Origin of the sequence: Nocardia stercoris (assembly GCF_003696265.1) — a bacterium.
Taxonomy (GTDB): Bacteria; Actinomycetota; Actinomycetes; order Mycobacteriales; family Mycobacteriaceae; genus Nocardia; species Nocardia stercoris.
The window spans coordinates 37,770-62,113 of record NZ_RFFH01000014.1; the positions used below are offsets into that span (position 1 = coordinate 37,770).

Here is a 24,344-nt window from a genome sequence, read left to right on the forward strand (position 1 = left end):
GTGCGGCTCATACTATTTTCGCACCGAAGTTGCGCGGTATTCGAATGTGTGCGACGTTGCTCTCGTCCGAAGCCGACCGGGATACCGGAACGAGTCGCGAGGAGAAATTCGAGTGCCGATCCGAGCCACGCGCTGGCGAGCACGAACCGTGCGCGGCCGCCTCGCCCGCATCCTGGCCCTCTCGGTCGTCCTCGTCCTGGCCCTGCTCGCGGTGATCGTCAGCGGGGAGATCGGCCGCTACCGGGATGCCTCGAACACCGTCGGCGCGGTGGCGCTCGCCCTGGAGACCGCCGATCTCGTGCACGAACTGCAGTCCGAACGTGGACTGACCAACGGCCTGCTCAGCGGCCGGCCCGCCCTGCGGCCCAACGTGAACGCCCAGCGCGGCGCGGTCGATCACGCGGCGAACCTGCTGGACACGGCCCTGGGCGGGGCCGAGGTGCCGGGTGCCGAGCAGGTCCGAGCCGCCGCGGGCCGGCTGAGTACCCTGGGCAGCCTGCGTATCCTGGTCGACGGCGGGCGAGCACCGCAGGATCAGGTCTTCGGGGACTACACCTCGATGATCGACGCGCTGAACCGGGTTCGTCCCGGGCAGGACAGCACGTCCGACCCCAGCCTCCAGCACGGGCTGCGCGCCCTGTTCGCGCTCGGTGACGCGAAGGAGGCCACCGCCCAGGAACGCGGCTTCCTCAACGGCATCTTCGGCCGCGGCGCGCTGACGCCCGGTGAGTACACCGAGTTCCTCGCCATCCGCGCCCACCGGCTGGCCGCCCTGGACACCTTCGGACTCGAGGCGACACCCCGGCAACGCGACGCGATGAACCGGGTCCTCGGCACCGAGAACGCCACTCGCGCGGGCGAAGCCGAGCAGCTGGTGACGGACTCGGCGGCGGGCCGGCTGGATCACGAGGTGGACCCCGCCGCCTGGTGGGCGGAGATGACCGCGCTGGTCGACGACCAGCGCGCCCTGCAACAGCAGGTCGGGACCGAGATCCGTACCCGGGCCCGAGATCTGCTGCAGCGGGCCGAACTGCAGCTCGCGGGCTATCTGGCGGTCGCACTGCTCGCGCTCGGCGGCGAACTGGCATTGGTGCTGGTCACCGCCCGATCCATCGCCCGGCCGCTGGCGCTGCTGGCGGGCGAAGCCGAGGATGTGGCCGCGCAACGGCTTCCGGCCGTCATCGCCGCGTGGGCGGCGGCCGACGACACCGAACCCGACCCACCGGCCCCGGTCCGTACACCGGCGGGTGCCACCGTCGAGATCGAGTCGGTGGCGCGGGCGCTGGACCGGGTGCAGCACACCGCGTTCGAGCTCGCGTCCCAGCAGGCCCGGCTGCGCCGCAACACCGTCGAGTCCCTCGCCAACCTGGGGCGCCGCAACCAGAATCTGGTGCGCCGCCAGCTGTCGCTGATCAGCGAATTCGAGCAGGACGAACTCGATCCGCGGGCGCTGTCGCGCATGTTCGACCTCGACCATCTCGCGACCCGCATGCGCCGCAACGCCGAAAGCCTGCTGGTGCTGGTCGGCGAGAAGAGCCCGCGCCGCTGGTCGGAGCCGGTCCTGGTGACCGATGTCGTCCGGGCGGCCCTGTCCGAGGTGGACGACTACCGGCGGGTGGCGCTGCGCCGGGTGGACGACGTCCCGGTCACCGGCGCCGTGGTGGGCGAACTGGCGCATCTGCTGGCCGAGTTGATCGAGAACGGATTGGCTTTCTCCCCACCGGATCTCGAGGTCGAGATCTTCGGCCGCCGGGTCGGCGCGCAGTATCTGCTGGCCGTCGTCGACCATGGTGTCGGCCTGTCCCCGGATCAGCTCGCCACCGCCAATGCCCGGTTGCGCGGTACGACGGACTTCCTCGTCGTCCCGACCCGCTTCCTGGGCCACTACGTGGTCGGGCGGCTGGCCCGCCGCCTCGGGATCCAGGTCGAGCTGGCCGGGTCGCCGCTGAGCGGTGTGGTGGCCCGGGTCCTGCTGCCCGCCGAGCTGCTCGCGGATCCCGCCGCGGTGGTGCCGAAGTCGCTGGCGGCAGCTCCCCGGGCCGCGATATCCCGCGCCCCGGAGCCGGCGCCCGCACCCACGAATTCCGTTGTGGTGGAGAATGTTCCGGCGAGCGAACCCATCGCGTCGGCCGAGCTCCCGTCGTTCCCCCGCGATCCCTTTCCGACGCTGCCGGCCGGACGGACCCGGGACCTGTTGCGCCCGCGTGCTATCGGCGCCCGGTCGGGCACTGTCCCGGTACAAGGCGGCACCGCCACGGCCGTGCTCGGCCCAGCGGCCCAGGCTGTCTCGGAGCTGAGCGTCTCGGCATCCGGCGGTGCGCCGGCGCACCGAACCGAGCCCGAGCGCACCCGCAACGGCCTGGTCAAACGGGCGCGCAAACCCCGTGATCCGGTCGCCGCCGTGGCCGCCGGCCCGGCCCGCGCACCGGCCCCGTCGCGCCCGGACCGCTCCCCCGAGCAGGTCGGGGGCATGTTGTCGAGCTTCCGTTCCGGCCATCAGCGCGGGATCGACAGCGATTCCGTTTCGCCGACCACCCCACAGGAGGACATCCGGTGACCATCCAACTGCCCGAGACCGATCCGCACACCTTCAACTGGTTGCTCGCCGACTTCGTCCGCACCACCGACGGGGTGCGCGATGCCGTAGCGGTCTCCTCCGACGGCCTGCTGATGGCGATGTCGGACGGCCTGGACCGGAACGGCGGCGACCGCCTCGCCGCCATGGTGTCCGGTCTGGCCAGCCTGTCCCGAAGCGCTTCGCGCAGTTACGATTTCGACGGCCTCAAACTGATCATGATCGAGATGCGGCGCGGCTTCCTGCTGGTGTCGGCCATCGCCGACGGCAGCTGCGTCGGCGTGATCGCCGACGGGGACAGCGATGTGGGCCTGATCGGCTACCAGATGGCGGTGCTGGCCGACCGGGCCGGCGCGCTACTGACCCCGACGCTGATCACCGAACTGCGAGAATCGCTGCGGCAGTGACAGATCTGCGAACCTCCTCGGTCAAGATCGTGGTCAGCGGCGGATTCGGCGTCGGCAAGACCACGTTCATCGGCTCGATCTCCGAGATCGAGCCACTGTCCACCGAAGCCGCCATGACCGAGGTGTCGGTCGGCATCGACGACCCCGGCGTGCGGTCGGACAAGACCACCACGACGGTGGCGCTCGACTTCGGCCGGATCACCCTGGATCCCACGCTGCTGCTGTACCTGTTCGGCACGCCCGGCCAAGCGCGGTTCGACTTCCTCTGGGACGACCTGCTCGACGGCGCGCTCGGCGGAGTGATCCTGCTCGACACGGGCCGGGTGGAAGACTGCTATCCGGTGCTGGACTACTTCGAGCAGCGCGATACCCCGTTCGTGGTGGCGGTCAACCGCTTCGACGCCGCCGACCACTTCGACCTGGACGAGGTCCGCGAGGCACTCGACCTGGACCCCGGGATCTTTCTGCTGGAATGTGATGCCCGACAGCGTGATTCGGTCAAGGAGGTGCTGGTGGTCCTGCTCGAACAGGTGGTGCGCCGCCGGTACGCGGACTCCCGGCGGCGAGCCGGCTGAGTCTCCCGGTGCCGTTGCCCCGCCGGCCTGCCACCGGCACAGTGGCGGGATGCGCCCCGAACGAACCACCGCCGGCCCGGGCACCTACGAGCCGGTGTCCGCCGCATGCGGCACGAACCTCCCCGCCGAGTCGACGGTCCGGGTCGCCGACGCGGACGACCTGGCGACGCTGCGGCTGCTGCGCCGGCGATGGACAGAGGAGAATTCGGGCGGCCCGGTCACCGACGACGACTTCGACGAACGGTTCGATCGGTGGTTGGGCACCGAGTCGTCGCGCCGGACGATATTTCTGGCCGAGGTCGGCGACCAGGCCGTCGGCATGGTGAACCTCACCCTGTTCGAGCGGATGCCGCAACCCGGCCGGCCCGCTTCGCGCTGGGGCTATCTGGGTAACGCGTTCGTACTCGCCGACTACCGCAATCGCGGTATCGGCACCGCGCTGCTGACCGCACTCGTCGCCTACGCCGACGAATCGGGTTGCGCCCGGATCGTGCTCTCGCCGACCGAACCGTCACTGTCGTTCTACCAGCGAGCCGGATTCGGTCCCGCCACAATGCTGCTCGCCCGCGTCCGGCCGGACTGATCGGACCGGACGATATTTTCCGCCCGAGGTCGGCAATCGGACCGCGTCAGGGAGGCGGCAGTCCGGCACGTCGACCGGTGCCCGGCACCCGGGGCAGGCTGTTCAGCCCCGGCCGAACAGGCGTCCGAGCATCCCGGTCCCGCCCGCGGTGGACTGCCCCGCGGTGGGGTGCCCGGCGCACCAGCGGTCGGCGGGTATGCCGGCCTTCACTTCGTCGATGTGCTGGCCGCAACCGGCCCAGGTGGTCTTCGAACAGGTCTGACAGGGAACGGCGTAGCACATGCGATGTCCTTTTCGGGTGTGGTCAGGCGGAGGCTTCGCCGGCTTCGAGTGCCGTGGCGAACTGGATGGCTTCGTAGGCGCGCGCCGCATGGATCGTAGCCGGGCCGACCTGCACGAGGAATGTGGCACTGAGCGCTTCGGCGGCTACCGGGCGAGTGGCGCCGGCGCGGGCGGCGTGGACGCGAAGACGCCGGAAAAGATCTTTTCACCCTCGCCGGACCGCACCGCCGACCAGCGACCCGGCACCCGAATCCAATATCTCAGCTGGTCAACGCCTTTCGCGCACACCAATGCGCCGCTACGGATCCGGCCGCCCGGGCACGGCGGCGCGTCGCCGGTGGACACGCCGTCCGCCGGCGACGCCACCTGGCCGGTTTGACCGTTTATGCATGCCAAGCTGTACCCGTACGGGCTTGTTCCACATCGAGTTGCCGATCGTCTCGAATCGAAAGGCTTCAGGCATGCGACGTTCGTTCACTCTCGGGGCGGCCGTTACGGTCGCGGCAGGTGTCGCCGTCCTCGGCCTGTGGACCTCTGGTTCCGAACCGAGCCACGCTCAGCCACCCGGCACCGACGTGGAGGGTTCCGGTGTTCATCTGAGCACCTCGGTAGACGACATCAGGGTGGACGGGCCCGGCGACCGGACGCCGACCTACTTCATGACCTTCTCGCACGCCGCACAGCTGACCGGCGCCTTCTCGGTGAACGTGGACGGTGATCCGATCACCTCCGGTCAGGCCGTCGCCGGGTTCATCCTCGGCTGCGGAATCAGCGTGGCCGGTGGCGTCACCGTCGGGCTCGAGCCCAACCAGGGCGTTGCCGGCGCTGTCAACGGGGCGGTCAACTCGCCGAGCATCTCCTTCACCCCGCCGAGCGTTTCGGTCTCCCCGCCGAGTGGGACGGTCCCGCCCAGCGCCTCCGTCAGCCCGCCCAGCGAATCCTTCAACACACCCACCTTCAGCATCGGCCCCACCGTCGGCGGAACCCTGGGCATCACGGAGGTTTTGACGGCCACCCTGGGACCCGGCCAGGTCACCACGGTCAACACGGCGACCGCCACCCTGGACGACAAGACCCAGTTCCCGTATCACATCAACTTCAGGAACGCCGCACTGAATGTCGCGCAATGTGTTTCGCCGGTGTCGGCGGTCCCGTTCACCACCGCCACGGTCAGTACCCCGTCCGGACTGGTGCAGACCACGGCGTACGGCGACCAGTTCACCTTCTGAAAGAACCTCGGTCTCAGCCGGTACCGCGCGCGTTCGCGGTACCGACCGCGAAATGCTGCCGATAGCGTTCCGGAGTGGTGACCAGCCGGCGCGCGAAGACGCGATGCAGGGTTTCGCCGTGCCGGTAGCCCACCGCCCGGGCGATGGCGGTGACCGTGAGTTCGGTCGATTCCAGTAGGCGGCGCGCCGCTTCGACGCGCAGGTCCTCGACGAACGCGGCCGGCGTGGTACCGGTTTCCGCGCGGAACGCGCGCGCGAAGTGGCGCTCGCTCAGACCCGCCCGCTCGGCGAGCGCCGACACCGACAGGTCGCCGTCGAGGTGGTCCGGCAGCCACTGCTGGACCGCGCGGATGGCGGGAGTGCGGGCGGGCTGAGCGCGCATCTGGGCACTGAATTGGGCCTGACCACCCGATCGGCGGGTGAAGACGACGAACGCCCGGGCGATCTCCTGGGCCAGCTCCCGTCCGTGATCGTCCTCGACCAGGGCCAGCGCGAGATCGATGCCGGCCGACACACCGGCCGCGGTCCAGCGGTTGCGATCACGCACGTAGATACGGTCCGGTTCGACGGTGACACGCGGATAGGTCGCCGCCAGCCGATCGGTCGTGCCCCAGTGGGTGGTGGCGCGGTACCCGTCGAGCAGACCGGCGGCCGCGAGCAACAGGGCACCGGAGCAGACCGAGGTCACCCGCCGGGACTTGCGGGCCAGCGCCGGCAGCTCACGAACCACCTCCGCGGACACCGGGCCCGAGATCCAGCCGCCGACGACCACCAGAGTGTCGATCTCGTCGGCCGAGACGGCCAGCTCGTGCAGCGAATGTGGCACCGCGATGGTCAGTCCCCCGTCGACCGTGATCGAGCGGCCCTGCGGCGAAGCCGTCAAGAGCCGGTACACCGGCTGCCCGGTGAGTGCGTTCACGAACCCGAAAACGTCCATCGGCCCGGCCAATTCGACCAGCTGCATCCCCTGGTACGCGACGAAGACGACGGTACGCGGTTCGGACACTCCGCCATCATGGCATTCGCGGCACCCGTCCGTCACGATCAGCGGTCGACCGTGACGGACCTCGGGTTCACCCATCAGGCGGTGTGCCCGGCCCGCGCTTGGACCACGTGCCGCTCGAGGAACGGAAGGATCGCGGCGGCAACCCGATCCGGGAACTGGGCGTGCGGATAGTGCCCCCCGTTCTCGATCTCGACGACCCGGCCCAGCCCCGCCGGCAGCCCGGCCACGATCGCGTCGGCCTCGGCCGCGGGATCGGACCAGTCCGGGTCGGCCGAACCCATGATCACCAGTACCGGACATCCCACATTCGGCAACTGGGCGTGCGCGTCCGCGGGTGTGGTCTTGCCGGTCTTCATGAACTCCGCCCAGCGACCCGGCTGACGCAGGACGCGGTCGAGTCCGGCGAGGTAGCTGTCGTGGTCGTCCGGCTTCGTCGGATAGGCGACGTCCAGATACCGCTGCCACCACCGCGACGAGTTCAGCATCGACGTGCAGGCGAGCCGGACCATGCCGCGGCGATACCGGCGAACGGTGAACAGGGCGGCGACGTCGAGGCTCTGGGTGCGGGTGAAGGGGTCGATCTCGACGATCGCGGCTACCGCTTCCGGGGCCTGGGCGGCGGCGACGGTCGCCGCGCCGCCGGACAGCGAATGCCCGACGATCACCGCCGGGCCACCGAAGTGCCGGATCACACCCAGCAGGTCCTGTGCCACATCGGTGCGGCTGATCGCGGCCTTTCCGGTCAACGAGGGCCAGTCCAGGCTCGATTCGCCGTGCCCGCGCATGTCCACATTCACCACCCGGTAGCCGGACGCGGCCAGGGGCCCGACCAGGTGGCGGAAGTCCTGGCGCAGGGTGCCCATGCCGTGCGACAGGATCACCAGCGGCCCGTCGCCGACGACATCGCAGGCGAGCCGTCCGTGTTCGAGCGTCACATACTCGGTCATTTGTCTTGTCCTTCCAGCGGATTCGGGCCGCGTCCGCGACCTGCTGAAAGTGAACTCTCGACGGCGGCCGTGGCCGAGAGCGAAGGCCGATCAGGTCAGTCACTGGGCCGAATTCGTCAGATTCTGATCGGAAACGCACTGGCGACCGCGACTAGAACATGTTCTAATTTTCCCATGAGTGGGCGGGTACATGGCCAGGTAGACCGAGCTTTCCGGGCGGTCCGCGAGGTCTTCGAAGCGGACTTCGCCAACGGGCAGAACGTCGGCGCCGCCGTGGCGGTTTTCGTCGACGGCCGGGCCGTGGTCGATCTGTGGGGCGGAGCCGCCGATGCCCGCACCGGGCGCCCGTGGGTGCACGACACCCCCGCGATCACGTTCTCCTGCACCAAAGCCGTCACCGCCACCGCGGCCCTGGCGGTCGCGCACGAAACCGGCGTGGACTGGGAAGCCCCGGTGACGAACTGGTGGCCGGAGTACGGCGCCGCCGGCAAGGGGGCGACCGTCCTCGCCGACCTGCTCACCCACAGCGCCGGACTTCCCGTCCTCGAACAGCCCGCGACCGTAGAGCAGGCCGCCGACCCCGCCGCCATGGCCGCGCTGCTGGCCCGGCAGCGGCCACTGTGGCAGCCGGGCACCGAACACGGTTACCACGCACTGACTTTCGGCTGGCTGGTCGGCGAATTCGTCCGTCGCCGGACCGATTCGACGGTCGGCGAGTTCGTCCGCCGCCGTTTCGGTGACGACCTGTGGATCGGCGCGCCTCCCGAGGTGATCGCCCGGGCCGCGCGCGTCGGCTTCCCGCCCGCCGCCGAGCGCGCCTGGACCGATTCGACCGCCACCGACGCGGCCGTCCTACGACTCGCTCAGGCCTACCAGGATCCCGACTCCCTGCTGATGCGCGGTTCCACCAATCCCATGGCGTCCGCGAACAAACCCGAGGTGCTGGCCGGCGGCTGGCCCGCCTCCGGCCTGGTCACCACGGCCCGCGGCCTCGCCCGCTTCTACCGCGACCTCGTGGCCGGCACGCTGCTGCCGCCGTCGATCCTGCGCGAAGCCGTCCGCGAACAGGTCCGCGGCCCGGACGCGGTCCTGGTGCAGGAGAGCGCGTTCGGCCTCGGCTACATGCTGCCCGCCCAGAACTTCGTGCTGCCCGCCGCCGCCCGGCCGACCGCCTTCGGCCACCCCGGCGCCGGCGGCGCCCTCGGCTTGGGCGACCTCACTCACCGCGTCGCGATCGCCTTCGTCCCGAACCTGCGCCGGGACTGGCTCTCCGGTGACCGCCGGGCCTACGACCTGGTTCGGGCGGTGTATGACGCGCTGTGATCCGGCCCGAACGCACAATGTTCGCCCGGCGCCGGCAATTCTTGCGGTTTCGGACAGAAGGTTGTGCGCCCAGGCCGGACCCCGGCGTTCAGTAGCCGAGCATGACCCGAATCGGTCCGCCGATGATGCCCGTGGCGAGGCTGTCCAGAGCTGCCGGGTCGACGATGGTGGCGGGCACGGACCGGATATCGCAGCCGGTCTGCTCGACCGGGTTCTCGGCCCGCTGCTGCAACCAGGCCAGGGCCGCCGGTGCGCCCGCGAACCATTCGCCGGTGTGCCCGGAGACCGGGTAGTCCGTCTGTTCCCGGCGGTAGGTCACCGCGGTGCCGGCGTCGCAGTAGGCCGAAACCATCCGGTCGACGCCGGTGATCGCGCTGCCTTCGTCGTCGATCGCGTTGTAGACGTAGAGCGGGACGGTCGGCGCCGCTCCGCCGAGGTTTCGTTCGCGTAGGGCGGCGCTGATCACCGGGTCGGCCAAGACATCGTCCAGGGGTGCGGTGAGGAACTGGCCCGCGTCGAAACCCATGTTGGACAACAGGTTCTGCGGTGCGCAGTTGTTCGTCGCGGCGGCGATCCGCTGCCGGCCCTCGGGGGTGAGATACCGGTCCAGGGCCGCGGTGAACTCCGGGGAGTCCTGCATCATCCCCATCATGGCGACCGGCACGAGCGCGCCGCCCACGGGCGTGCCGTTGGCCGCGCGGATGCCGGTCCCCATGTCGCCGACCGGACCACCGAGCGCCGCGCCCGCGAGGTTCAGTTCCGGTGCGTAGTGCGGCTGCTCCTGTGCGGCCCAGGCCGAGGTGATCGCACCGCCCGAATAGCCCCACAGCACGGCGCGCGTGCCCGGCCCGGGCAGGCCGGCCGGGGCGAAGTTCTCCGCCGCCCGAATACCGTCCAGCACAACGTATCCCGGCTCGTGTGGGCTCTCGAAGTGGTTGTCGATGCCGCCGGTGTCCGGCACCGACACCGCCCAGCCCCGGGCCAGCGCGGCCGCGATCATCGGCGTCTCGTTGGCCATGGTCGAGAGCTGGATCGGTCCCGGCTTCGACGGATCGAACCACGGCACGGCGCCCTGCTGCAGATCCTGCGACGGCATGCACTGCGGCGCGATCGCGTCGGTCATGTTCTGGAACGACAGGATCGCCGTGGGCTGCGTCGCGTGCGCCGGGCGCAGCACGGTCGTCACCGCGGCGTATGGCTGCCCGTCGGCACCGGTCGTCCGGTACAGCAACTGCCAGGCCTGCACCGGCATGGGAATCAACTGCATGTAGCTGGCCTGGATCGGCCGGATCCGCAGGATCGAGCCCGGCGTCGCGTCCGCGTAGTCCGCGGGCGGGGCATAGAACGGATCGACGGTATTCGGTGTGGCCGCCGCGGGTGACGCCGCCGCCCCCGTCGCCGCCAGCAGCACCCCGATCGGCACCACCACCCGCAGCATCCGATTCAAAACCGTTGCACTACAACATAATTTACGATCCACCGACATTCGGAACTCCCCTTCCCGTCTGCGGACTGTAACAGGTTCCATTCCGGGCCGGACCTGATCGCCCAAACCCCGCACCTGTGTCCAGTGGGCGAATCCCGCTGGTCACTCTCCGCCCGTGCCCACCCGCCACGGCGGATTCCGCCGATTCTCCCCGGCCCGGAACAGGCACAACGGGTGCCCGTCCGGATCCCGCAACCGCGCCTCCCGCCACAACCACGGCATATCCGTCGGCTCCTGGTCGAACACCAGTCCGGCCGCCGTGAGCCGCCGGCATTCGTGGTCGAGCGCCTCGGTCTCGAAGTAGACGGTGACCTGCCCGTTCGCGGCCACGGCCTCGACCAGCTCCACCGAGAACGTACTGTCCCCGTCCGGACATTCGAACCGCAGATAGTGCCGGTCCCGCACGATCAACCGCAAACCCAACAGCGTGTAGAAACCCTCGGACCGCTCGAGATCGGTACTGCCGATCGTCACCTGATTCAGCCGCATCGGGTCAGTCCATCACGACGGTCCGACCAAGCTCATGTCACCGCGCGTTCCCGAAGTCCGGCGCACAGACGCGCCATCGGCCGCCGCTACGAAAAACCCTCGCCCGGTCGAACGCCTCGACGTTATGGTCGGCACATGGTGACCTCTGCCCATCTGTTCGGCTTCGCGGCCCTGGCATTGCTGCTGGTCGTCATCCCGGGCCCCAGTGTGCTGTTCACCGTCAGCCGCGCGATCACGGTCGGCCGCCGAGCCGCCTTGCTCACCGTCGTAGGCAACGCGATCGGCGTCTACCTCCAGGTCGTCGCCGTAGCCTTCGGCCTCGCAGCGATAGTCACCACCTCGGCAACCGTATTCACCGCCGTCAAACTCCTGGGCGCGCTCTACCTCGTCTATCTGGGCATCCGAGCCGTCCGCCACCGGCAACACCTCGCCGACACCCTCACCGCCGAAACGACACCCACCACCCACCGCACCGTCGCCGCCCTCCGCGACGGCCTGGTGGTCGGCTTCGCCAACCCCAAAACCATCGTCTTCCTGGCCGCGCTGCTCCCCCAATTCGTCACCCTGGAAGCCGGCTGGATCCCCGAACAGATGATGCTCCTCGGCGCCTGCATCCCGGTCTTCGGCCTGATCTTCGACTCCGTCTGGGCTTTGGCCGCCGGCGCCGCCCGCACCTGGCTGGCCCGCTCCCCCCGCCGCCTCGCCGCGGTAGGCGGCACCGGCGGCCTGATCATGATCGGCCTGGGCACCAGTCTCGCCCTCACCGGCCGCAAGGACTGAACACCCTCCCACACCACCCGATTCAGGCGGCGAAGGCCAGCCAGTAGAACACCCAGCTGGTCGCGCCGGCCAGCGCCATGCCGATCGCGGCCAACGGCGCCCACCGCCGATGCCACACACTGTGCGCGCCCGGGAGTGGCGGCGACCCCAGCTCGCGGGCAGCGCGAACGATAACCACCGGCCACAGCACGACCGCGAACACCGCGAACACCAATTGAATCCCGAGCGCCGTCCACACCAGCCCGGACGGACGCCCACCGGCCACCCCCGAGGCCCGCTCCTCCCACCCGTTGAACCGCACATCCACTTCGAACAGTCCGACCGAAATCAGCAACCCGACCGCGAGCGCGACCTGAGTCCGCTTGTGCAGCCCGAACTTCCGCTTCACCCGGACCTGATACACACTCCACGCGAGCACGGCCAGGACGACCGCCATCACGAGCACCATGGTGTCCATCGCCCACGACGCGCGCGTACCGAGGAAACCATCCGTCCCGGGGTAATTGTGCACTGCGGTCCTCCACCTTCCTCAGCAATCTTCCCGACGACATCGGCACAATTCGCGGTCCAGCACCGCAGCCATCCTCCCCCGCCGCCCCGGCATTCCCGTGGATCACGCCGCCGACATGACCTGCGCCCCGACCGAATGCGGGTCAAAACTGAAACAGGACGAGCAGTTCGTCGGCCGGTTAGCCGGGCACGGCGTTGCAGAGCTGTCATGGCGATCATGACCTCGGCGAGAGCAGGCCGAATCAAGTCGGCGCGCGGCACGGTCCGGCGAATTCTATTTCAGCGCAACCGAACACACCCGGGTCAGAAGTCGGCCACCCGATTCGGGTCTGGGCCTGTCCATCGAACCGCCTGGCGGCGTGGATAATTCACGCGAGCAACAATCACATGCCCGGAGGGCACGGAATGTCCGACCCGCCGCGTAGCGTCAGCCCGGTGAGTTTGACAATGGATCCGGCCGAACGGCAGATCAGGACCTATAACTGCAAGTGCTGTGATGTTCCGGTCAACTGGACGTGGAATTTCGTCAGCCGGGACGGCAGCACCCATGCGGCCTATTACGCGAACAGCTACCACCACATCGGCCAGCCGCACGAAACCTGGATCGACGTCATCCTCGGCACCTGGGGCCAGAGCCAGTTCGATGATCATGTGACCTTCGGCTGCCGGGTCGGCCCGACCACGAACAGCGCCGAGCCCGGCGCGACATTGGTCCAGGCCTGCCTCGACGGTTCCGGCGGCCCGATGCACGGAACACTCTTGTCGCGCGAAGCCGCCCTGACCCATCCACGGCTGCAGGACTTCTGGTCCGTTGTGGACTTCGTCCTCGCAAACGATCCGACCGTCAACGCCCACCTGTACGGACCGGCCAGCGTGCGCGGTCACGAAGTACAACGCGGCATCCCCTGGCCGTATCCGGAGGGCGTGTTCCCCCAGCACCTGGGAATGATCGTCCAGCGGACCATCATGGCCGGTACCGAGCCGGTCCGGGTCGTCACCCACTGGGCCGACGGCGACTGGACCGTCGCGGACGGCGTGAACGACCCCAACGGCAACGCCGGAATCGCCTGCGTAGAACACCTACTGGCAGCAGACGAAACCTTCACCACGCTGGCCTCGATGCCCCCGGGCACCCAAGCCTTCCGCTCGAACCCGGGCGAACCATGGACCTTCGAGGCCCACACCTACGACGAGTAGCTGTGGTGTCGATCGAGTCGAGTTGGGGTGGAACGACGTTCGTCAGATGCCGGAGAAGCTCGGCGCGCCCCAGGCCAGATGTCCGCGAGGTCCTCGGGGGCCGGTGTCAGCAACGCTTGCCCCGAAAACGGGATTGACCTGCACGGCCGGTGGGGGCCTAACGCTCCACAACGCGAACACCCTGACGGCGGTCGGGCCACAGATCCGGGTCCGACCGGTCGGCACCCGCGTGGCGAGCAGGGTGCGATAGCGGCAGACGCCGCGCGGCAGCCCCGCGCTGTCCGAGTGACTGTGGATCGCTCGCACGGTGGCATGACAGAGCGTTCATCTGATCGATGCATGACCCCCGCCCGTTGATCAGCGGGCGGGGGACCTGTGGCTGCCGTGCGGTGCGACGAACCGCAGCCGTGAAGCGGCGCCGCAGCTTGTACTCACTGACCCGGCAGCGTTGATCCCGGTTCGGGGAATGGCGATCTCATCTCGCGGTGGTGCGGCGGGTGTCGATGTCGTAGTGAACTCCAGCGTCACCGCTACTGGGCCGGAATCGTCAGGAGATCAGTAGGGCCTGTGCCAGCTCGGGCGGAACCCATCGCCCGCTGCGCGATCCTGACACCCGCGCCGACGACTGCTCCATCCGCTGTCGGTGCCGCGGCGACACAGTAGGTGGTCGCGATCGAGAATCTCACCATCGGATTGCGGTAGGCAGGGGCAAAGGGCGATAGCCGGCCATGCCGCTGCCCGTGGGATAGTTCATCATTGCGGCTGGTCGACGCCGGTGCCTACGGCTGTGCGCATCTGCGAGTGGGCGACGTCTGCAGTCATGGCGGGGCTGATCACCAGCAATCGAAGCGGCCGATCATGTGGGCCGAAGACATACATCACCCGGGGTGGCTGATCCGGAAGCGATCCGGTGACCTCGATCCCGTCGGGAGCGTCGATGCGGCGTTGAGACCGGCTCAGCGCATTCCAGTCGAAGCTGACCCGGGTGGTCGCACCCAGTCGCGGGGCGAGGACGGTGACCAAGTCGTGCAGTTCGCTGGTGAGATTGTCGGTTCTGGGCCACCAAGCACCGTCGACGCCGCCGGATTCCTCGTCACCCTCGCGCAGCAGCAGTCGCGGTGTTCTTGTCGGCGTGTCGAATGGTTGCCCACCGTCGGCGCCGGCCTGGAATCGGCCCAGACCGCGGTCGGCGGCGGCAGCGCCTCTGTACTGCGGCGGGTTCTGTGTCATGTCAAGCCCCCGCTCGGGCCGGGGATCCCGCGCATGACGCCTTTGCCGGGTTCAGCTCCTCGAGATGTCCGCCCTCGTCGTCCCAGCGGCGCAACGCGGCCTCGCTCTGGGTGTCATCGAGAGTGTCACGCGGGCCGGCGAGGCGTGAAGATCGTTCCTGGCGGATCGGCTCGTGTTGTCGCGTCATCACGACGCTCCTGACCGGGGCCGCGTAGCGGCCCCTGTTTCATTCGCCGGGCGACGACCAGACCACGGGTGATCTCGTACGAAAAGCCCCCGACACCTTCATCCTACCCACCGAGTACACACCGGCGCCCGACGTCTGTGCATGGACAGTGACTTGGAGCCGGCGCGGCCGCTTGGCCGGGTGTTCGCGCAACGAGAGCTTGTGGACGCAGAGGGGATCGAACCCCCGACCGCTGGTGTGTAAAACCAGAGCTCTACCGCTGAGCTATACGTCCGGGTGTCGGTGCCGGGTGAGCGGCTACCTGACGGGTGTCGCTGTGCGGCGACGGGTTACGAATCTAACGCAGCGAGGGCTTTCTCCCAAGCTGCCTGGTCACGGGGCTCGCCGGGGCCGTTCATTTCGGCGAAGCGGATGATTCCGGTCTTGTCCACGACGAAGGTGCCGCGGTTGGGGATGCCGCTGTGGTCGTTGAAGACACCGTAGTTCTGGGCGACGGCGCCGTGCGGCCAGAAGTCGGACAGCAGCGGGAAGGTGTAGCCGTGTTCGGCGGCCCAGATCTTGTGGGTGGGCGGCGGACCGACCGAGATCGCGAGAATCTCCGAGTTGTCGTTCTGGAACCGGTCCAGGGAATCCCGGACACGGTGCAGCTCACCCTGGCAGATGCCGGTGAAGGCGAGCGGATAGAACACCAGCAGAACGTTCTTGCGGCCCAGGTAGTCCGAGAGCCGGACCTCCTGGTTGTTCTGGTCCTTCAGCGTGAAATCAGGCGCGACTGTACCCACGTCGAGCGGCATGCGCGGTCCTCCTGGAATCGATGGCGGCCGAGCATGCCGGCCCTCGCCGAAACCCTAGCCGGGCCGGCTGTCAGCTCTGTCCGGCGGGTGGGTGCCCGCTCAGCGCTGCTTGGACGGAGTCTTCGGCTGAACCAGCCTGCTGCCGCTCCAGCCACCGAGATTGACCGCGGAGGTTTGCGTGAGACCGGCCGGAGTCGCCGATTCGGCGATCTCGCTCGGGTCCACGTGGCCCGGCTGCCCGGTCTTCGGCGTCAGCACCCACACGAAGCCGTCGTCGGCTAGCGGGGTGATGACATCCATCAGCTCGTCGACCAAGTCGCCGTCGCCGTCTCGCCACCACAGCACCACGACGTCGACCACCTCGTCGGTGTCTTCGTCGAGCATCTCGGAGCCGATGGCCTCCTCGATCACTGCCCGCAGGTCGTCGTCGGTGTCGTCGTCCCAGCCCAGCTCCTGTACAGCCATGCCGTGCGTGATGCCAAGCTTCTCTGCGATGTTCTGCGCGTCCGCCGCGGCGCCCACGGTGGTGTCCTCCTCAACTCCGACAACAGGTAGTGCAAGCGAACATGGTTATGCGCTCCAGCGCAAGCCGATCCGCCCAAATATCTACCGAAATGTCGCGGCTGGCCGTTCCTGGGCTACTTGGGTGGGCAGGCGGCGCGGACTGCGTTGAGCGCGTCGTTGACTCGCTGACTGGCGTCGTTCAGCGGCCCGACCGGCGCGGTGTGATTCATCTTCCCGGATTCGTCGGCGAGCGCGCGGGCGGCGTTCACATAGTCCACGAGTTTCTGGTGCAGGTCCGGCGTGAGCGCGGCACCCGAATCGGTGTAGCGGGTCTCGACGGTGCGTGCGGCGTCCTGCAGGGTCTGGACGGCGGCGTCGCGCTTGTCGTCTTGGTCGGGTGCGTTGTTGTCGTGCGCGGACACGAAGTCGTTGAATTTGGTCACCGCCGGACCGGTGGTGCCGCGGAACGGATCGCAGTTGTCCGCCACCGCCTTGTCCGCTGCCGCGGCCGCTTTCGACGACGACGCCGCCGCGGACGACGAGGCGGCCTCCGACCGGTAAGCGGCAGCCACTGCGGGGTCGACGGTCGCCGTCCCCGCCACCGAGTGCGCGCAACCCGCGACGACGAGACCGACGGTCACGGCCAGTCCCGCACAGGCCGGGCCCGCCCAGCGCGAGCTCCGCAGTACTCCCATTGTCCCCTCCGACTTCGACACGATCGACCGTTGGTTCTCGGCGCCGGACCCGACGGCGGGGCCTTGCGGCGCCGTGGTCTGCCAAGCGCACGGTACTGGATTGCCGACAGCGATGGTGACCTGGGACGCACCATGGCTGACGAACGCCGGAACCCGGGCCCGAAGCCGGGCTCCGGATGATACTGCCGAGTTGCCGACTCCGAGGGTGACCTGGGATGCGAGATGGGACAGGATGAGAGTTGCGTCCCGAACCCGGGAGCGACGGACGGCCCCCTCACCTGCGGGACCGACCGGGGTTGTTAGAGCCACCGCTTGTCCACCCCCTGCACGAGGAGCATTGATTTTGACCGACCTGATGCACCCGACATCGAGTTCCACCACCAACGGCGCCGGCGGCACAGTTCCGGACCAGACGCGGCCGGCCGGCGGGCGAGTCCGCGTCATCCGTGAGGGGGTGGCCTCCTATCTCCCGGACATCGACCCGGAGGAGACCAGTGAATGGCTGGAGTCCTTCGACGAGATGGTCGAGCGGGAAGGCCCCGGCCGCGCCCGATACCTGATGCTGCGCCTGCTGGAACGCGCCGGGGAACGCCACGTGGCGATCCCGTCGCTGACCTCCACCGACTACGTCAACACGATCCCCACCGAGAACGAGCCGTGGTTCCCCGGCGACGAAGAGGTCGAGCGCCGCTTCCGCGCCTGGATCCGCTGGAACGCCGCGGTCATGGTGCACCGCGCGCAGCGTCCGGGAATCGGTGTGGGCGGACACATTTCGACCTACGCGTCGTCCGCGGCGCTCTACGAGGTGGGTTTCAACCACTTCTTCCGCGGCAAGGACCACTCCGGCGGCGGCGACCAGATCTTCATCCAGGGCCACGCCTCCCCCGGCATCTACGCCCGGGCCTACCTCGAGGGCCGGCTGTCCACCGACCAGCTCGACGGCTTCCGGCAGGAGTACAGCCACGGCGGCCTGGGCCACGGCCTGTCGTCGTATCCGCACCCGCGGCTGATGCCGAACTTCTGGGAATTCCCGACCGTGTCCATGGGTCTGGGCCCGATGAACGCGATCTATCAGGCGCGGTTCAACCACTACCTGCACGACCGTGGCATCAAGGACACCTCCGACCAGCACGTGTGGGCGTTCCTGGGCGACGGCGAGATGGACGAGCCGGAATCGCGCGGCCTGATCCAGGTCGCCGCCAACGAGGCCTTGGACAACCTGACCTTCGTGATCAACTGCAACCTGCAGCGGCTCGACGGCCCGGTGCGCGGCAACGGCAAGATCATCCAGGAGCTGGAGTCCTTCTTCCGGGGCGCCGGCTGGAACGTCATCAAGGTCATCTGGGGCCGTGAGTGGGACAACCTGCTCGGCGCCGACCGCGACGGCGCGCTGGTGAACCTGATGAACAGCACTCCCGACGGCGACTACCAGACCTACAAGGCCAACGACGGCGCGTACGTGCGTGAGCACTTCTTCGGCCGCGACCCGCGGACCAAGGAACTGGTGAAAGGCCTGTCGGACCAACAGATCTGGAACCTCAAGCGCGGCGGCCACGACTACCGCAAGATCTACGCCGCCTACGCGGCCGCCATGGCCCACCAGGGCCAGCCGACGGTGATCCTGGCCAAGACGATCAAGGGTTACGGCCTCGGCAAGCACTTCGAGGCGCGCAACGCCACCCACCAGATGAAGAAGATGACGCTGGAGGACCTCAAGGCCTTCCGCGACGTCCAGCGCATCCCGGTGACCGACGCGCAGCTCGAGGCGAATCCGTATCTGCCGCCGTACTACCACCCCGGCATGGACACGCCCGAGATCCAGTACCTGCTGGACCGCCGCCGCAGCCTCGGTGGTTTCGTCCCGCAGCGCCGGACCCAGGCCGTCCCGCTGCAGCTACCGGGTGACGAGCCCTACCGCTCGGTGCGCAAGGGTTCGGGCAAGCAGAACGTCGCCACCACGATGGCTTTCGTGCGCTTGCTCAAGGAACTGTTGCGGGACAAGGAGATCGGCAAGCGCCTGGTCCCGATCATCCCCGACGAGGCCCGTACCTTCGGCATGGACTCCTGGTTCCCGTCGCTGAAGATCTACAACCGGCTGGGTCAGCTGTACACCTCGGTGGACGCCGAACTCATGCTCGCCTACAAGGAGAGCACCGCCGGGCAGATCCTGCACGAGGGCATCAACGAGGCCGGTTCCACCGCATCGTTCACCGCGGTCGGCACCTCGTACGCCACACACGGCGAGCCGATGATCCCGCTGTACATCTTCTATTCGATGTTCGGTTTCCAGCGCACCGGCGACGGCCTGTGGGCCGCGGCCGACCAGCTGGCCCGTGGTTTCGTACTGGGCGCCACCGCCGGCCGCACCACGCTGACCGGAGAAGGCCTGCAGCACAACGACGGTCACTCGCTGCTGCTGGCGTCGACGAATCCGGCTGTGGTGGCCTACGATCCGGCGTTCTCGTTCGAGATCGCGCACATCGTGCGGGACGGCCTGCGCCGCATGTACGGCGGCGGGCAGCCGACGCCGGACGCCACGGTGCTGCCGGGCATGCAGGCCCACCCGGGTCTGGGCGAGTTCGGCGGGGAGAACATCTTCTACTACATCACCCTCTACAACGAGCCGTATCAGCAGCCGGCCGAGCCGGACGACCTCGACGTCGACGGCCTGCTGCGCGGGATCTACCGCTACCGCCGCGGTGGCGAGGGCGCGGTGCGCGCGCAGCTGCTGGTGTCCGGTGTGACGGTGCCGGCCGGTCTGCGCGCGCAGGAGCTGCTCGCCGAATGGGGTGTGGCCGCGGACGTCTGGTCGGTCACCTCCTACAGCGAGCTGCGCCGGGAGGCGCTGGCCGGCGACATCGAGGCGCTGCGGGCCCCGGGCGCCACGCCCGCGGTCCCGTACGTGACCGAGGCGCTGTCAGCTGGGACGGGCCCGTTCGTGGCGGCCTCGGACTGGATGCGCTCGGTCGCCGAGCAGATCCGGCCGTGGGTGCCGGGCGACTACGTCACCCTGGGCACCGACGGGTTCGGTTTCTCCGACACCCGCCCGGCCGCCCGCCGGGTGTTCAACGTCGACGCCGAGTCGATCACGGTGGCGGCGCTGGCCGCGCTGGGGCGGGCGGGCACGATCCCGGCCGCGAAGGCCGCCGAGGCCGCGCAGCGGTACCGCATCGACGACGTGGACGCCGCACCTCGCTACGACGGGGACGACGCGGAGTAACGCTCCCGCGGCCCGAACCACCGGCGCCGCCGGGTAGTCGCCCATGGGCGGCCTGCCCGGCGGCGCCGGTTTCGTTTCCCACCGGCGCCGCCGCGCCCGCGCCGATACCGGTTTCGCCGGTCCCCACCACGCCCGGGTATCCGGGGTCCAGCGCAGCATCCGGCCAGTAGGGGCAGAATCGCAGGGTGGATCGAAAACCCCCACGGCCGCGCCGGATCAACGACGGTTCCTCCGAACACGAGTTGTACTTGCCGACCGGGGCGCTGACACCGAACCGGAACAGCCGCGACCCGCTGCCGGACACCCTGCTCAAACGGGTGAAACAGTTCTCCGGGCGGCTGTCGACCGAGGCCATCACCTCGATGGAGGACCGGCTGCCGTTCTTCGGCGACCTCGACGCCGCCCAGCGTGCCGGTGTCCAGATGCTGGTGCAGACGGCGGTGGTCAATTTCCTGGAGTGGCTGCAGGATCCCGACAGCGACATCCGGTTCAGCATGGACGCCTTCCAGGTCATCCCCCAGGATCTGGCCCGCCGGCTCACACTGCGCGAGACCGTCGACATGGTCCGGGTCGCGATGGACTTCTTCGAGCAGTGGCTGCCCGCGCTGGCCCGCAACGACCGGCAGCTGGTGGCGCTGACCGAGGCGGTGCTGCGGTACGGCCGGGAACTCGGTTTCGCGGCGGCGTCGGTCTACGCCAGTGCGGCGGAGTCGCGCAGTGCGTGGGACACCCGGTTGGAGGCGCTGGTGGTCGACGCGGTGGTCCGCGGCGACACCGGGCCCGAGATGCTCTCGCGCGCAGCCACTCTCAACTGGGACGCGACGGCCCCGGCGACGGTGCTGGTCGGCACCCCGCCCGCCGACCAGGTGGCCAGTGTGGGCGCGGTGCACGCCGTGGCCGCCCGGCACGGGCACGCCGCGCTCGCGGTCGTGCAGGGTTCGCGGCTGGTGATCGTGGTCAGCGGCCGGGTCGGTGACCCGATGCATCCCTCGACGTTCCTGGCCGAGCTGCTGTCGGAGGCGTTCTCCGCCGGGCCGGTGGTGATCGGCCCGACCACCCGCACGCTGACAGCGGCCCACCACAGTGCCGTGGAGGCGATGGCCGGGATGGAGGCCGTCGTCGGCTGGCGCAGCGCGCCGCGGCCGGTGCACGCGTCCGAACTGTTGCCGGAGCGGGCGCTGCTGGGCGACCGCGCGGCCGTGGACGCGCTGAACGAGAACCTGGTGATTCCGCTGGCGAATGCCGGATCCTCGCTGTCGGAGACGCTGGACGCCTACCTCGACGGCGGTGGCGCGGTCGAGACCTGCGCCCGTCAGCTGTACGTTCATCCAAATACCGTCCGCTACCGGCTCAAGCGGATCGCCGACATCACGGGCCGTGATCCCCTCAATCCGCGGGATGCCTACGTGCTCCGGATCGCCGCAACAGTAGGCAGGCTGTCACGAACCCGTAACGAATCATCGGCATCAGCCTCTCAGACCCCGGCAGCGACATTCGACAACGACCGGGTGTAACGGACAGCGGCACTCGGTCGATCGTCGCAATCCACATGGCCGTTTGTGGGGACCGCACAAAAGCTGTCCGCAAGCTTCATTCGCGCCGACATCACCGGAGAGCCGCGTCACAGTGTTGTCTTGAGACGTGATCGCGTTGTATGCCCCTGGACAGGGCTCCCAGACACCCGGCATGTTGACGCCGTGGCTCGAAGTCCCCGGTGCGCGTGACCGACTCGAACTGTGGTCCAAGGCCGCCGGCCTGGATCTGCTCCGGCTGGGCACGACGGCCACCGCGGAGGAGATCACCGACACCGCCGTGACCCAGCCTCTGGTCGTCGCCGCCGCGCTGCTCGCCTTCGCCGAAGTACCCGCCACGCTGCCGTCCGACACCTTCGTGGCCGGACATTCCGTCGGCGAACTCGCCGCCGCGGCCGTCGCGGGCGTCATCACCGCCGACGACGCGGTCCAGCTGGCCGCCATCCGCGGCGCCGAGATGGCCAAGGCCTGCGCGCTCGAGCCGACCGGCATGTCCGCGGTCCTCGGCGGCGACGAAGCCGAGGTCCTGGCCCGCCTCGCGGAACTCGAACTCGTCCCCGCCAACCGCAATGCCGCCGGCCAGATCGTGGCCGCCGGCCGGCTGGACGCGCTCGCCGAGCTCGCGGCCGCCCCGCCGGAGAAGGCCCGCGTGCGCGCCCTGCCCGTCGCGGGCGCATTCCACACCGCGTTCATGGCGCCCGCGCAGGAGGCTGTGACCCGGGCCATCTCCCGGATCACTCCCGATGAGCCGTCATGTGTTCTACTGTCGAACTACGACGGTCGGCCGGTCAGCTCCGGCAAGGACGCCATCGAGAAGCTCGCAGCTCAGGTGACCAGGCCCGTTCGGTGGGATCTGTGCACCGAGACCGTTCGTGCCGCCGGCGTCACCGCCGTGGCGGAGTTGCCCCCCGCCGGCACCCTGGTGGGTATCGCGAAGCGGGAACTCAAGGGCACGCCGAACCTGGCACTGAAGAGCCCCGAAGACATTTCTGCCCTGGTAGCCCTGTACTCGGCTACCGGTTAGCTTTCTCACGGCCTGCAACGGCGCAGGCCGTGAGCGGGTGCCCGGTAACCTCCGGGCGCTCGTTCCCGAAATAACAACAAGCACCTACGGAAAGTAAGAAGGGAGCCACGAAGTGGCCGCTTTGACCCAGGAACAGATCGTCGAAGAGCTCGCGAAGATCATCGAAGAGGTGACCGGTATCGAGCCCTCCGAAGTGACCATCGAGAAGTCCTTCGTCGACGACCTGGACATCGACTCGCTGTCCATGGTCGAGATCGCGGTGCAGACCGAGGACAAGTACGGCGTCAAGATCCCGGACGAGGACCTCGCCAGCTTGAAGACGGTCGGTGACGCGGTGTCCTACATCCAGAAGCTCGAAGCCGAGAACGCCGACGCGGCCCAGGAGCTGAAGGCCAAGTTCGGCGCCGACCAGTAAAGGGTCGCACCGTGACCACTCCCTCCACCCTGAACGGCAATTTCCCCAACGTCGTCGTCACCAGTCTGGCGGCGACCACGTCGATCGCGGGCGACGTCGATGCGACGTGGAAGGGACTCCTCAACGGCGAAAGCGGTATCGACACGCTCGAGGATTCCTTCATCGAGGAATTCGACCTGCCGGTCCGCATCGGCGGTCACCTGAAGGTCAAACCCGAGACCCTGCTCAGCCGGGTCGAATGTCGCCGTATGGCCTACGTCGAACAGCTCGCGACCATCCTCGGCCGCGAAGTGTGGCGCAACGCCGGCAGCCCGGAAGTGGACCCGGAGCGACTCGGTGTCGCGATCGGTACCGGACTGGGCGGCGGTGACGCGCTGATCGACTCGGTCGACAAGCTGAAGGCCGGTGGATATCGCAAGATCTCCCCGCTGGCCGTTCAGATGGTCATGCCGAACGGACCTTCCGCCGTCGTGGGCCTCGAGCTCAAGGCGAAAGCGGGAGTGGTCACTCCGGTCTCGGCGTGTTCGTCGGGCTCCGAAGCCATCGCCAACGCGTGGCGAATGATCGTCATGGGTGACGCCGACATGGTCGTCACCGGTGGCGTCGAGGGCTTCATCGACGCGGTGCCGATCGCGGCGTTCTCCATGATGCGCGCGATGAGCACCCGCAACGACGACCCGAAGGCGGCGTCGCGCCCGTTCGACCGGGACCGTGACGGTTTCGTCTTCGGTGAGGCCGGCGCGCTGCTCACGCTCGAGACCGAGGAGCACGCCAAGGCCCGTGGTGCCACCATCCACGCCCGTCTGCTGGGCGCCGGTGTCACCTCCGACGGGTTCCATCTCGTGGCTCCGGACCCGGAAGGGAGCGGAGCGGCGCGGGCGATCACGCGAGCGCTGCAGACAGCAGGTCTGACGGCTTCCGACATCACCCACGTCAACGCGCACGCCACCGGCACCCCGATCGGGGACACCGCCGAGGCGAACGCGATCCACAAGGCCGGCGTCGCGCACGCCTCGGTCTATGCTCCGAAGTCCGCCCTGGGCCACTCGATCGGTGCCGTCGGCGCCCTCGAGTCGGTGCTCACGGTCCTCAGCATCCGCGACGGCATCGTCCCGGCCACGCTGAACCTGGACAACCAGGACCCGGAAATCGACCTCGATGTGGTGCGCGACGAGGCGCGCCGCCAGGACATCAGGTACGCGATCAACAACTCGTTCGGATTCGGTGGCCACAACGTGGCGCTGGCCTTCGGCCGGTACTGATCGACCCGGTGCGGTCGCCGTGAACCTCCACGGCGACCGCACTTTTTTCTCCCGAACAACCCGGCATTTACCGCTTTTCGCTCCGTGCAAGG

General features: G+C 68.8%; 24 protein-coding genes and 1 tRNA gene. 14 read left to right on the plus strand and 11 right to left on the minus strand.

Features of this window, described 5'->3' with window-relative positions:
* The first annotated feature begins 112 nt into the window (after nt 1–112).
* From EBN03_RS25505 to EBN03_RS25520, 4 genes are read left to right on the plus strand one after another with little or no spacing between them, the layout of a single operon-like run.
* Nucleotides 113–2,557: a sensor histidine kinase gene (locus EBN03_RS25505; protein ID WP_233608632.1), complete on the plus strand. Its 2,445-nt coding sequence runs from the start codon at nt 113–115 to the stop codon at nt 2,555–2,557.
* Complete coding sequence (locus EBN03_RS25510; protein ID WP_122190680.1) at nt 2,554–2,982, plus strand: roadblock/LC7 domain-containing protein; 429 nt, start codon at nt 2,554–2,556, stop codon at nt 2,980–2,982. Before EBN03_RS25505 ends, EBN03_RS25510 begins: the two co-directional genes overlap by 4 nt.
* Nucleotides 2,979–3,557 (plus strand): GTP-binding protein, encoded by a 579-nt coding sequence (locus EBN03_RS25515; protein ID WP_233608633.1) that lies wholly within the window; start codon nt 2,979–2,981, stop codon nt 3,555–3,557. The genes EBN03_RS25510 and EBN03_RS25515 overlap by 4 nt, the downstream gene beginning before the upstream one ends.
* 49 nt (nt 3,558–3,606) lie before the next feature.
* The gene (locus EBN03_RS25520) at nt 3,607–4,140 is read left to right on the plus strand and encodes a GNAT family N-acetyltransferase (protein ID WP_122190681.1); all 534 of its coding nucleotides are present in this window, start codon (nt 3,607–3,609) and stop codon (nt 4,138–4,140) included.
* Between the two features lie 102 nt (nt 4,141–4,242).
* Here EBN03_RS25520 and EBN03_RS25525 read toward each other — a convergent pair whose 3' ends face one another.
* Nucleotides 4,243–4,422 carry a hypothetical protein gene (locus EBN03_RS25525; protein WP_122190682.1) on the minus strand — a complete coding sequence of 60 codons (180 nt, stop codon included), beginning with the start codon at nt 4,420–4,422 and terminating at the stop codon, nt 4,243–4,245.
* A gap of 16 nt (nt 4,423–4,438) precedes the next feature.
* Here EBN03_RS25525 and EBN03_RS34315 point away from each other — a divergent pair, with 16 nt between their 5' ends.
* Together EBN03_RS34315 and EBN03_RS25535 are read left to right on the plus strand one after the other, a co-directional pair.
* Complete coding sequence (locus tag EBN03_RS34315) at nt 4,439–4,801, plus strand: hypothetical protein (RefSeq protein WP_158675739.1); 363 nt, start codon at nt 4,439–4,441, stop codon at nt 4,799–4,801.
* Nucleotides 4,802–4,883: 82 nt separating this feature from the next.
* Nucleotides 4,884–5,651, plus strand: a complete 768-nt coding sequence (locus EBN03_RS25535; RefSeq protein ID WP_158675740.1) for an MspA family porin — start codon at nt 4,884–4,886, stop codon at nt 5,649–5,651.
* Between the two features lie 13 nt (nt 5,652–5,664).
* On the opposite strand, the gene EBN03_RS25540 is transcribed toward EBN03_RS25535, so the two are convergent.
* Together EBN03_RS25540 and EBN03_RS25545 are read right to left on the minus strand one after the other, a co-directional pair.
* On the minus strand, nt 5,665–6,657 hold the full coding sequence (locus EBN03_RS25540) for a GlxA family transcriptional regulator (protein WP_122190684.1): 993 nt from the start codon (nt 6,655–6,657) through the stop codon (nt 5,665–5,667).
* Between the two features lie 74 nt (nt 6,658–6,731).
* The gene (locus EBN03_RS25545; protein WP_122190685.1) at nt 6,732–7,604 is read right to left on the minus strand and encodes an alpha/beta fold hydrolase; all 873 of its coding nucleotides are present in this window, start codon (nt 7,602–7,604) and stop codon (nt 6,732–6,734) included.
* Nucleotides 7,605–7,778: 174 nt separating this feature from the next.
* On the opposite strand from EBN03_RS25545, the gene EBN03_RS25550 reads away from it, so the two are divergent.
* A complete protein-coding gene (locus EBN03_RS25550) occupies nt 7,779–8,927 on the plus strand; it encodes a serine hydrolase domain-containing protein (RefSeq protein WP_122190686.1) in 1,149 nt (382 codons plus the stop codon).
* Between the two features lie 88 nt (nt 8,928–9,015).
* Here the strand turns inward: EBN03_RS25550 and EBN03_RS25555 are convergent, their stop codons facing one another.
* Both EBN03_RS25555 and EBN03_RS25560 read right to left on the minus strand, forming a co-directional pair.
* The gene (locus EBN03_RS25555) at nt 9,016–10,365 is read right to left on the minus strand and encodes a lipase family protein (RefSeq protein ID WP_122190687.1); all 1,350 of its coding nucleotides are present in this window, start codon (nt 10,363–10,365) and stop codon (nt 9,016–9,018) included.
* Nucleotides 10,366–10,515: 150 nt separating this feature from the next.
* On the minus strand, nt 10,516–10,902 hold the full coding sequence (locus EBN03_RS25560; RefSeq protein ID WP_122190688.1) for a VOC family protein: 387 nt from the start codon (nt 10,900–10,902) through the stop codon (nt 10,516–10,518).
* A 135-nt stretch (nt 10,903–11,037) separates the two neighbouring features.
* Between EBN03_RS25560 and EBN03_RS25565 the strand changes: the two genes are divergently transcribed.
* Nucleotides 11,038–11,682, plus strand: a complete 645-nt coding sequence (locus EBN03_RS25565) for a LysE family translocator (protein WP_122190689.1) — start codon at nt 11,038–11,040, stop codon at nt 11,680–11,682.
* Between the two features lie 22 nt (nt 11,683–11,704).
* On the opposite strand, the gene EBN03_RS25570 is transcribed toward EBN03_RS25565, so the two are convergent.
* Nucleotides 11,705–12,193: a DUF420 domain-containing protein gene (locus tag EBN03_RS25570; RefSeq protein ID WP_147471697.1), complete on the minus strand. Its 489-nt coding sequence runs from the start codon at nt 12,191–12,193 to the stop codon at nt 11,705–11,707.
* A 434-nt stretch (nt 12,194–12,627) separates the two neighbouring features.
* Between EBN03_RS25570 and EBN03_RS25575 the strand changes: the two genes are divergently transcribed.
* Nucleotides 12,628–13,389: a hypothetical protein gene (locus EBN03_RS25575; RefSeq protein WP_147471698.1), complete on the plus strand. Its 762-nt coding sequence runs from the start codon at nt 12,628–12,630 to the stop codon at nt 13,387–13,389.
* Between the two features lie 753 nt (nt 13,390–14,142).
* Here EBN03_RS25575 and EBN03_RS25580 read toward each other — a convergent pair.
* The 5 genes from EBN03_RS25580 to EBN03_RS25600 form a co-directional block, all read right to left on the minus strand.
* Nucleotides 14,143–14,619 (minus strand): DUF5994 family protein, encoded by a 477-nt coding sequence (locus EBN03_RS25580; RefSeq protein WP_199742961.1) that lies wholly within the window; start codon nt 14,617–14,619, stop codon nt 14,143–14,145.
* 389 nt (nt 14,620–15,008) lie between these two features.
* Nucleotides 15,009–15,080: transfer RNA gene (locus EBN03_RS25585), tRNA-Val, on the minus strand.
* 55 nt (nt 15,081–15,135) lie between these two features.
* Entirely contained in the window at nt 15,136–15,600 is a 465-nt protein-coding gene (locus EBN03_RS25590) for a peroxiredoxin (protein ID WP_122190692.1), read from the minus strand.
* A gap of 99 nt (nt 15,601–15,699) precedes the next feature.
* Nucleotides 15,700–16,122, minus strand: coding sequence for a DUF3052 domain-containing protein (locus EBN03_RS25595; RefSeq protein ID WP_122190693.1), 423 nt, complete (start codon nt 16,120–16,122; stop codon nt 15,700–15,702).
* 116 nt (nt 16,123–16,238) lie between these two features.
* Nucleotides 16,239–16,799 carry a hypothetical protein gene (locus tag EBN03_RS25600; RefSeq protein WP_233608634.1) on the minus strand — a complete coding sequence of 187 codons (561 nt, stop codon included), beginning with the start codon at nt 16,797–16,799 and terminating at the stop codon, nt 16,239–16,241.
* A gap of 343 nt (nt 16,800–17,142) precedes the next feature.
* Between EBN03_RS25600 and aceE the strand changes: the two genes are divergently transcribed.
* The 5 genes from aceE to EBN03_RS25625 all read left to right on the plus strand — a co-directional run bounded on the left by aceE (nt 17,143) and on the right by EBN03_RS25625 (nt 24,252).
* Nucleotides 17,143–20,019: a pyruvate dehydrogenase (acetyl-transferring), homodimeric type gene (aceE, locus tag EBN03_RS25605; RefSeq protein ID WP_407671237.1), complete on the plus strand. Its 2,877-nt coding sequence runs from the start codon at nt 17,143–17,145 to the stop codon at nt 20,017–20,019.
* A 242-nt stretch (nt 20,020–20,261) separates the two neighbouring features.
* Nucleotides 20,262–21,533, plus strand: a complete 1,272-nt coding sequence (locus EBN03_RS25610; protein ID WP_233608647.1) for a PucR family transcriptional regulator — start codon at nt 20,262–20,264, stop codon at nt 21,531–21,533.
* 127 nt (nt 21,534–21,660) lie between these two features.
* Nucleotides 21,661–22,575 (plus strand): ACP S-malonyltransferase, encoded by a 915-nt coding sequence (locus EBN03_RS25615; RefSeq protein WP_122190695.1) that lies wholly within the window; start codon nt 21,661–21,663, stop codon nt 22,573–22,575.
* Nucleotides 22,576–22,687: 112 nt separating this feature from the next.
* A complete protein-coding gene (acpM, locus tag EBN03_RS25620; protein WP_122190696.1) occupies nt 22,688–22,990 on the plus strand; it encodes a meromycolate extension acyl carrier protein AcpM in 303 nt (100 codons plus the stop codon).
* 11 nt (nt 22,991–23,001) lie between these two features.
* Nucleotides 23,002–24,252, plus strand: coding sequence for a KasA/KasB family beta-ketoacyl-ACP synthase (locus tag EBN03_RS25625; protein ID WP_122190697.1), 1,251 nt, complete (start codon nt 23,002–23,004; stop codon nt 24,250–24,252).
* Nucleotides 24,253–24,344: the final 92 nt, after the last annotated feature.

Excerpts from the sequence above, each read along its gene's own strand:
- EBN03_RS25525 (WP_122190682.1), bottom strand. The coding sequence starts at position 4,422 with ATGTGCTACGCCGTTCCCTGTCAGACCTGTTCGAAGACCACCTGGGCC.
- EBN03_RS25590 (WP_122190692.1), bottom strand. The coding sequence starts at position 15,600 with ATGCCGCTCGACGTGGGTACAGTCGCGCCTGATTTCACGCTGAAGGAC.
- EBN03_RS25560 (WP_122190688.1), bottom strand. The coding sequence starts at position 10,902 with ATGCGGCTGAATCAGGTGACGATCGGCAGTACCGATCTCGAGCGGTCC.
- EBN03_RS25535 (WP_158675740.1), top strand. The coding sequence starts at position 4,884 with ATGCGACGTTCGTTCACTCTCGGGGCGGCCGTTACGGTCGCGGCAGGT.
- EBN03_RS25555 (WP_122190687.1), bottom strand. The coding sequence starts at position 10,365 with ATGCTGCGGGTGGTGGTGCCGATCGGGGTGCTGCTGGCGGCGACGGGG.
- EBN03_RS25550 (WP_122190686.1), top strand. The coding sequence starts at position 7,779 with ATGAGTGGGCGGGTACATGGCCAGGTAGACCGAGCTTTCCGGGCGGTC.
- EBN03_RS25565 (WP_122190689.1), top strand. The coding sequence starts at position 11,038 with ATGGTGACCTCTGCCCATCTGTTCGGCTTCGCGGCCCTGGCATTGCTG.
- EBN03_RS25545 (WP_122190685.1), bottom strand. The coding sequence starts at position 7,604 with ATGACCGAGTATGTGACGCTCGAACACGGACGGCTCGCCTGCGATGTC.
- EBN03_RS25580 (WP_199742961.1), bottom strand. The coding sequence starts at position 14,619 with ATGACACAGAACCCGCCGCAGTACAGAGGCGCTGCCGCCGCCGACCGC.
- EBN03_RS25520 (WP_122190681.1), top strand. The coding sequence starts at position 3,607 with ATGCGCCCCGAACGAACCACCGCCGGCCCGGGCACCTACGAGCCGGTG.
- EBN03_RS25600 (WP_233608634.1), bottom strand. The coding sequence starts at position 16,799 with ATGGGAGTACTGCGGAGCTCGCGCTGGGCGGGCCCGGCCTGTGCGGGA.